We start from the raw sequence: 6,748 nt of genomic DNA, 5'->3' as shown, positions 1-6,748 counted from the left end.
AGGACAGTCAGGCGCGATTCTCATCGTGGCGCGGAGAACATTCTCCATCAAGACGCCGGATAGATTTAAGCAAGCCAACCACAACACCCGAAATCAAGGTTGCAAAAAAGGGGGTGACCATAGATTTCTTATGTGATGAGGAGAGACAGAACCATGCCTGACAGCTCCCCGATGGTGACGCCCGCCCAGCGCAAATGGCTGCCCTGGCTGACAGCGGTCGGTTTTTTCATGCAGACCCTGGATGGCACCATCCTCAACACCGCCCTGCCCAGCATGGCCGAGGCCCTGGGCGAGAGTCCGCTGCAGATGCAGTCCGTCATCATCGCCTACATGCTGACGGTGGCCCTGCTCATTCCCGCCTCCGGCTGGCTGGCGGACAGATTCGGCACCCGCCGGGTCTATCTGGTCGCCATCCTGCTGTTTACCCTGGGTTCCCTGGCCTGTGCCATCGCCAACACCCTGCCCATGCTGGTGATCGCCCGGGTGTTGCAAGGGGTCGGGGGGGCCTTGCTGATGCCCATCGGGCGTCTGGCGGTGCTGCGGGTCTACAGCAAGCATGAGCTGCTGAGGGTGATGTCGTTCGTCACCATCCCCGGTCTGCTCGGCCCCCTCATCGGCCCGGCCCTGGGGGGCTGGCTGGTGGAGGTGGCGAGCTGGCACTGGGTCTTCCTCATCAACCTGCCGGTGGGCCTGCTCGGCTTCGTGGCGAGCTGGCACTTCATGCCCGACCTTCGCCAGCACACCGCCAGGTTTGACTGGCAGGGGTTTGTGCTGTTCAGTGTCGGCATGGTGCTGGTATCCGTCGGTCTGCAAGGCCTGGGGGAGCACAGCATCTCAACCGGCTGGGCCCTGTTTGCGGTATTGTTCGGTCTGGCCGCCATGGCGAGCTACTGGCTCTATGCCGCCACGGCGGAGCAGCCCCTGTTCAGTCTGGCGCTGTTCAAGACGTCCACCTTCGCCATCGGTATCTGGGGCAATCTGTTTGCCCGCCTCGGCAGCGGCGCCATGCCGTTTCTCACCCCGCTCTTCCTGCAACTGGGGCTCGGCTTCTCCCCGAGCAAGGCGGGGATGACCATGATCCCCACGGTGATCGGCGCCATGCTGACCAAGACGCTGGTGAACAAGCTCATTCCGCGCATCGGTTATCGCCGCATCCTCATCGGCAACACCCTGGCGCTCGGGGCCATGATCGCGAGCTTCTATTTCATCGACAACCAGGTGCCCCACGGCGTACTGCTGGTGTGGCTGGCGGTCTTTGGCGCCATCAACTCCCTGCAATTTTCCGCCATGAACACCCTGACCCTGCAGGATCTCAGCAGCGAGCACGCCAGCAGCGGCAACGGTCTGCTGTCGGTGGTGATGCAGCTCTCCATGAGCCTGGGGGTGGCCATCGCCGCCAGCCTGCTGGGGCTCTTCTCCATCGGCCAGCCCGAGGAGAGTGGCCGCTGGCTGGAGGGGTTCCACCTCACCTATCTGTGCATCGGCCTGATGTCCATGCTGGCGGCGCTGATCTTCGCCCAGCTGGCGCGGGAAAAGCGCTGAGTCCCAGGCTCAGGGGGCGGGCAGGTAGCTCACGTCGCAGGGCAATCGGGCCAGCAGTCCGGCCAGGTGGGTGGTCTCCAGTAGGAAAGTCTGCTCGGGGTGGCCCGGCGTCCAGGTAAAGGCGTGGTGATTCATGAGCACGGGATCCACCAGCAGGGGGATGTCGGCGCGGGGCAGGAAGGGGCAGACGGCTCCCGGCAGGCAGCCAATCTCGGTCTGCATCTCGTCGGCGGTGCAGATGGAGGGTTTGGCACCGAGCGCCGCCTTGACCGCCTTGCTGTCGAGCCGGCCGTCCCTGTGGGTCAGCAGCAGGGCGAAGCGACCATCCTTGAATTTGAGGAAAAGGGTCTTGCTGAACTCGGCCTGCCAGCCGAGGCGAGCCTTGACCCGCTCGTCGGTGGCGTAATCGAGGATGGGTTCGTGCTCGAAGCGCTGGTGGGGCAGGTCGGTGAGCAACTGACGGTTGAAGTCATGAATGGCATCGAGTGGCATGGGGTTCTCCTGTGATGGCGGTCATCCTGCCACTTGCACCGGCGCAGGCCCAATCATCGTTTCTTATCCATCATCAGCGGAGTCATCAACAAGGGCACCCGAGGGTGCCCTTGTTGTTCAGTGATGCTGCAATTCGCCCGCTTTCCAGTGGAAGGGAATGGGGTCAAGGCGCTGGGAGGCTTTGTCGTAACCTGCCCACAGCTCACCGATGGTGCGACCATCGATGGGGTGGCGGAATGTGGGAGCCAGCTCCGCCAGCGGCCAGAGCACGAAGGCGTTGGTGAGGATCTCGCCGCGCGGCAGCACCAGCGGTGTCTCGCAGACCAGCTCGCCGTAGAGCAGCAGATCGAGATCCAGGGTGCGCGGGGCGAACTTCTTGGCATCCGGCTCGCGGCCGTGAGCGAACTCCATGGCGCGCAGCCGCTGGCACAGGGTCGCCAGGGGCAGCTCGGTATCGGCACCCACCACCAGGTTGTAGAAGGGGCGGCCGTTGAAGCCCACTGCCTCGCTCTCGAATACCCGGGAGACCTGCAACTCGCCGAATTCGGCGTGCAGGGCATCGAGGCCGGCGCGGATATGGCGTTCCCGAGCGATGTTGGATCCCAGACTTATATAGATGCGGGTCATCAGTTGGCGCTCGCAGCCGGCGTGCGATGGCGCAGGATCTCGACCCCGACGCCTGCCGCATTGGGCACGGCACCCGGTTTGGTCAGGGTCACCTTGACCCACTGTACCCGCTCGTCTTCCAGCACCAGGGCGGCGACCTGCTCGGCCATGGTCTCGACCAGCTCCACTATCTTGCCCTGGGCGTGATCACAGATCTTGCGAGAGAGGGTGGCGTAATCCAGCGCCAGATTGATATCGTCGGTTGCGGCGGCTGGGCGATTGTCAAACCCCATCTCGAGGTCGAAACAGAGCTTCTGGCGAATGCCCTTCTCCCACTCATATACACCTATGGTGGTCAAAACCTCGAGTCCGCGAATAAACACCTTGTCCATGACAGTACTTCTTCTTTACTCTTGATGGGCTGTGAAAACAGCGCAGGGATGCAGGCCCGGCAAGCAGATTGCCGCTGGCGGCCGGTTTGGGCGACACGCTTTCGGGCAAGCCCGGGCCTGGGAATGTGGCCCGCATCATACCCCATTCATATCGTGGTAAAAACGACCAAGATGACGGCCCTGACGATTTTGATGATTATTCTGGCCTATCTGGGCGGCTCGCTGTCCAGTGCCGTGCTGGTTTCCCGCATCACGGGTCTGCCGGATCCCCGTGACCATGGTTCCCACAACCCGGGGGCGACCAATGTGTTGCGCCTCGGCGGCCGGATGGCGGCGCTGATCGTACTGCTTCTCGACGTGCTCAAGGGGATGGCCCCCGTCTACCTCGCCTGGTATCTGCAGATCAAGCCCGTCTACCTCGGCTTTATCGGGGTGGCCGCCTGTCTGGGCCACATGTACCCCCTCTTCTTCCACTTCCGTGGCGGCAAGGGCGTCGCCACCGCCCTCGGTACCATGCTGCCCATCGGCTTTGCCATGGGGGGCGCCGTCATCACCACCTGGCTGCTGGTGCTGCTGGTGAGCGGCTATTCGTCACTGGCATCCATCGTGACCGTGTTGCTGACTCCGCTCTTTACCTATCTGCTCAAACCGGAATACACGTTGCCGGTCTCCCTGCTCTCCTGTCTCATCCTGATCCGTCATCACGAGAATATTACCCGCCTGCTCAAGGGGGAGGAGTCCCGCCTCTGGGGGCGCCGGGGAGCGGTCCCGCCAGCAGAAGTGATGAAAATGGATGATGCTGCGCAAAAAAGAGACGAACGAGACGAAAAGTGAAATTTCCCGTTGACCACCTGCCCTAAAATCCGTTTAATAGCGCCCACGCCCAGATAGCTCAGTCGGTAGAGCAGGGGATTGAAAATCCCCGTGTCGGCGGTTCGATTCCGTCTCTGGGCACCATATTTTGGTGCCATGAAATAAAAACGTGTTCATGCACAATGGTTTGAAGTGTGCCGGCTTAGCTCAGTAGGTAGAGCAACTGACTTGTAATCAGTAGGTCACCAGTTCGATTCCGGTAGCCGGCACCATTTGCCCAGATAGCTCAGTCGGTAGAGCAGGGGATTGAAAATCCCCGTGTCGGCGGTTCGATTCCGTCTCTGGGCACCACGAATAATTCCTCCTTAGCTCAGTCGGTAGAGCGACGGACTGTTAATCCGCAGGTCGCTGGTTCGAGCCCAGCAGGAGGAGCCAAATAAAAAGCCCAGCAGCAATGCTGGGCTTTTTCTTTTCCCACTGTCCCCGTCCTGAATATGGCTTATACCTTGTGAAACGCACACAGCGCGATTACTCACTGAGGTTTAAATTGTCCCTGGTCGAGCAGATTGAAAAAGGTGAACTCACCTACCAGTAGACACAATTCCAATATGGCATTCAGGGCAATTCGACCATTCTGGTATGGTTGCATAAGCATGGTCTGCAGGGTTGGAGCCAGGGAGCATCGATTAGAGCTGGCAGGATCACGTCATGCCTGATCCCGACAACCAAATGTCTGAACAGCGTATCAAGAAGCTCGAGTAGCTGGCGCTGATGAGCCAGGAGGCTCAGTTCTTTGAAGGCGCCTCAATCGTAAAAAACGACCTGGTAAGCTCTCTCGCAGCGGTATGTCGAAAAGCTGACCATCTTCAGTGCTTGCTGGTTCCTCGGAATAAACCGTTAGGCTGACTACAATCGCAATCGGGTCGCCGACCTGCGTCATGCACAAGGGCAGCAGGTAGTGAGCTTTGTGCGCAAAGTTCACTACGGGTGGGCATCCACAAGTAGCATTATCTGCTGCAGGGCCAAGACGATGCTGGGCTGACGGTCTGGTGGGACAGACTGTTTCGGATATTGGCCGAGCACCGTCTGTTGGTGCAGCCCAAACGGGCCTATCACAAGACGCTCCACAGTTTTCAGCGTTTCTATCGCCATCCCAATTTGCTCAAACCCGGCCCGGTGAAAATCACTGCGGTGGCGCCAGGGCAGGTCTCGGTTGCCGACATCACTTACCTGCCAGCAAAGAGCGGGCCACTCTACCTGAGCCTGGTGACGGATGCCTGCTCGCGTAAGATAGCGGGGCATCACACGCACGAAGGGATGCATGCTGAGTTGGTGGTGATGGCGCTCAAGAGAGCACTGAAGCAACGGTGTGGCAGCGGGGAGTTTATCCATCACTCGGACGGCAGGGTGCAGTATTGCTCAGGCTTGAATCAGACGCTGTATGAACGGTACGGAGTACAGTACTCGATGACTGATGGGTATAACTGTTATCAGAATGCGCTGGCAGAGCGGGTGAACGGGATACTGAAAGGAGAGTTGCTGTAGCAAAGCCCGTAGGGCCTAGTGTAGATGAGGAAGATGGTGCATAAGGTGGTGGGTAGTTATAACCTAGAATGATCGCATTAGGCCTCGCAATGCAGAATCCCCGATGCGGTACATCGGGTTCTGAGTGCCAGAAGTTAACTGAAAACATGTAAACGGACTTCAGGATTAGGCACTGCAGTTCAGGCCCGCTCTTCGGTCAGGGGGCTGACACTCAGCACGGGGGCAGCATCGATACCGTCGGCATTCATCATGGCGGAGATGCGTTGCAGGGAAGAGAGCAACAACCCCTGCTCCCAGTTCTCCAGCGCCTGAAAGCGTTGAATGAAACTCTCCTGCAAGGGGGTCGGAGCCTGGGCAAGCAGGGCGCGTCCCGCGTCAGTGAGCGTCGCATGCACCTTGCGTTTGTCGGTTTCGCTGCGAATGCGCTGCACCAGCTGGCGGCTCTCCAGCCGGTCCATGATGGTGGTGGCGGTGGCCTGGCTCATGTTGGTGTGATCCGCCAACTGGCGCATGGAGATCTGGCCAAGCTCGTCGATACCCTTGAGCAGCAGGAGCTGGGGCGAGGTCAGGCCGGCTTCCTTGATCAAGCGCTTGGAGTGCATGTCGATGGCACGGATGATCTGGCGCAGGGCGATCAGCACTTCATCATGTTTTTCCATGGGGTCTGGGTCATCGCAGGGCTGTGGAGAGGCGCGAAATTCTCCGCCTAATCCATAACAAGGTCAATATGGTTTTTGATGTAATGATTTCAGCTCTAATGAATATTGTGTTAGGTTATCGGACAATTGCCCCATTCCAACCCGATATTTGAGGAGTGAAATCATGCATGACGACCTGGATATCAAGTCCCTGGTTGCCGATCTGCGCGTGGTCAGAGTTCGCTATGAACTGCCGGATACCGCGGCATTTGTGCGTTATCAACCTGCTTATGACGAGGACCCCAACAACCTCAAGGTACACCACTACGATGGCGAGCTGCCGCTCTCTTGCAGCAACACAGGTTCTTTCAGTCTAAAGGAGTTGGTCAATGAGCTGCGCTATGCCTATGTGCTGGTTCACCTCTTCCCCGACGAGAGTGCCATGAACTTTTATCTGGCGGGCCTGGACAATGGGCTGGCACAGCTGGAGTTCATCGGTGGCTCCTATGACTTCAACCGCCTCTGGATCACCAGCGGTGTCTCCAATCTGGGGGTGCCCATGGCTATCTTCCTCGGCAAACGCCACGCAGTGAACGGCCAGCCGTCGGTGACCCTGGTGGATCACCGTGAGCAGGTGGCTGGTCGTCTGGCCTATCGCGCCATCGGCGGTGCCGGCGATCACGTGGGTGAAGACTTTTTCAACAACGACTAAGGAGGCCC

At 59.3% G+C, this 6,748-nt stretch carries 7 protein-coding genes, 4 tRNA genes and 1 pseudogene; 8 read left to right on the top strand and 4 right to left on the bottom strand.

Annotated elements, in window-relative coordinates; all coding sequences use genetic code 11:
* The first annotated feature begins 153 nt into the window (after positions 1 to 153).
* Complete coding sequence (mdtD, locus tag C3418_RS15550) at positions 154 to 1,542, top strand: multidrug transporter subunit MdtD (protein ID WP_010675801.1); 1,389 nt, start codon at positions 154 to 156, stop codon at positions 1,540 to 1,542.
* Between the two features lie 9 nt (positions 1,543 to 1,551).
* On the opposite strand, the gene C3418_RS15545 is transcribed toward mdtD, so the two are convergent.
* The 3 genes from C3418_RS15545 to folB form a co-directional block, all read right to left on the bottom strand.
* A complete protein-coding gene (locus C3418_RS15545) occupies positions 1,552 to 2,034 on the bottom strand; it encodes a YbaK/EbsC family protein (RefSeq protein ID WP_042864868.1) in 483 nt (160 codons plus the stop codon).
* Between the two features lie 117 nt (positions 2,035 to 2,151).
* A complete protein-coding gene (gene folK, locus C3418_RS15540; RefSeq protein ID WP_103858835.1) occupies positions 2,152 to 2,661 on the bottom strand; it encodes a 2-amino-4-hydroxy-6-hydroxymethyldihydropteridine diphosphokinase in 510 nt (169 codons plus the stop codon).
* Complete coding sequence (gene folB / locus C3418_RS15535) at positions 2,661 to 3,032, bottom strand: dihydroneopterin aldolase (RefSeq protein WP_010675798.1); 372 nt, start codon at positions 3,030 to 3,032, stop codon at positions 2,661 to 2,663. Before folB ends, folK begins: the two co-directional genes overlap by 1 nt.
* Positions 3,033 to 3,203: 171 nt before the next feature.
* Between folB and plsY the strand changes: the two genes are divergently transcribed.
* The 6 genes and pseudogenes from plsY to C3418_RS15505 all read left to right on the top strand — a co-directional run.
* The gene (gene plsY, locus C3418_RS15530; RefSeq protein ID WP_029314836.1) at positions 3,204 to 3,866 is read left to right on the top strand and encodes a glycerol-3-phosphate 1-O-acyltransferase PlsY; all 663 of its coding nucleotides are present in this window, start codon (positions 3,204 to 3,206) and stop codon (positions 3,864 to 3,866) included.
* 47 nt (positions 3,867 to 3,913) lie between these two features.
* Positions 3,914 to 3,989 (top strand) — tRNA-Phe (locus tag C3418_RS15525).
* A gap of 52 nt (positions 3,990 to 4,041) precedes the next feature.
* Positions 4,042 to 4,117, top strand: a tRNA-Thr gene (locus C3418_RS15520).
* Between the two features lie 3 nt (positions 4,118 to 4,120).
* Positions 4,121 to 4,196, top strand: a tRNA-Phe gene (locus C3418_RS15515).
* A gap of 8 nt (positions 4,197 to 4,204) precedes the next feature.
* Positions 4,205 to 4,280 (top strand) — tRNA-Asn (locus C3418_RS15510).
* A 19-nt stretch (positions 4,281 to 4,299) separates the two neighbouring features.
* Positions 4,300 to 5,387: pseudogene (locus C3418_RS15505) on the top strand (IS3 family transposase); the annotation flags it as partial.
* Positions 5,388 to 5,569: 182 nt separating this feature from the next.
* Here the strand turns inward: C3418_RS15505 and C3418_RS15500 are convergent.
* The gene (locus C3418_RS15500; RefSeq protein WP_010672813.1) at positions 5,570 to 6,049 is read right to left on the bottom strand and encodes a MarR family winged helix-turn-helix transcriptional regulator; all 480 of its coding nucleotides are present in this window, start codon (positions 6,047 to 6,049) and stop codon (positions 5,570 to 5,572) included.
* A 163-nt stretch (positions 6,050 to 6,212) separates the two neighbouring features.
* Between C3418_RS15500 and C3418_RS15495 the strand changes: the two genes are divergently transcribed.
* A complete protein-coding gene (locus tag C3418_RS15495; protein WP_010672814.1) occupies positions 6,213 to 6,740 on the top strand; it encodes a hypothetical protein in 528 nt (175 codons plus the stop codon).
* The last annotated feature ends 8 nt before the right edge of the window (positions 6,741 to 6,748 follow it).

Source organism: Aeromonas sp. ASNIH8, assembly GCF_002919855.1.
GTDB lineage: Bacteria > Pseudomonadota > Gammaproteobacteria > Enterobacterales > Aeromonadaceae > Aeromonas > Aeromonas caviae.
Note: the sequence above shows the minus strand (reverse complement) of the source record. Positions and strands in the feature narration are given on the sequence as shown.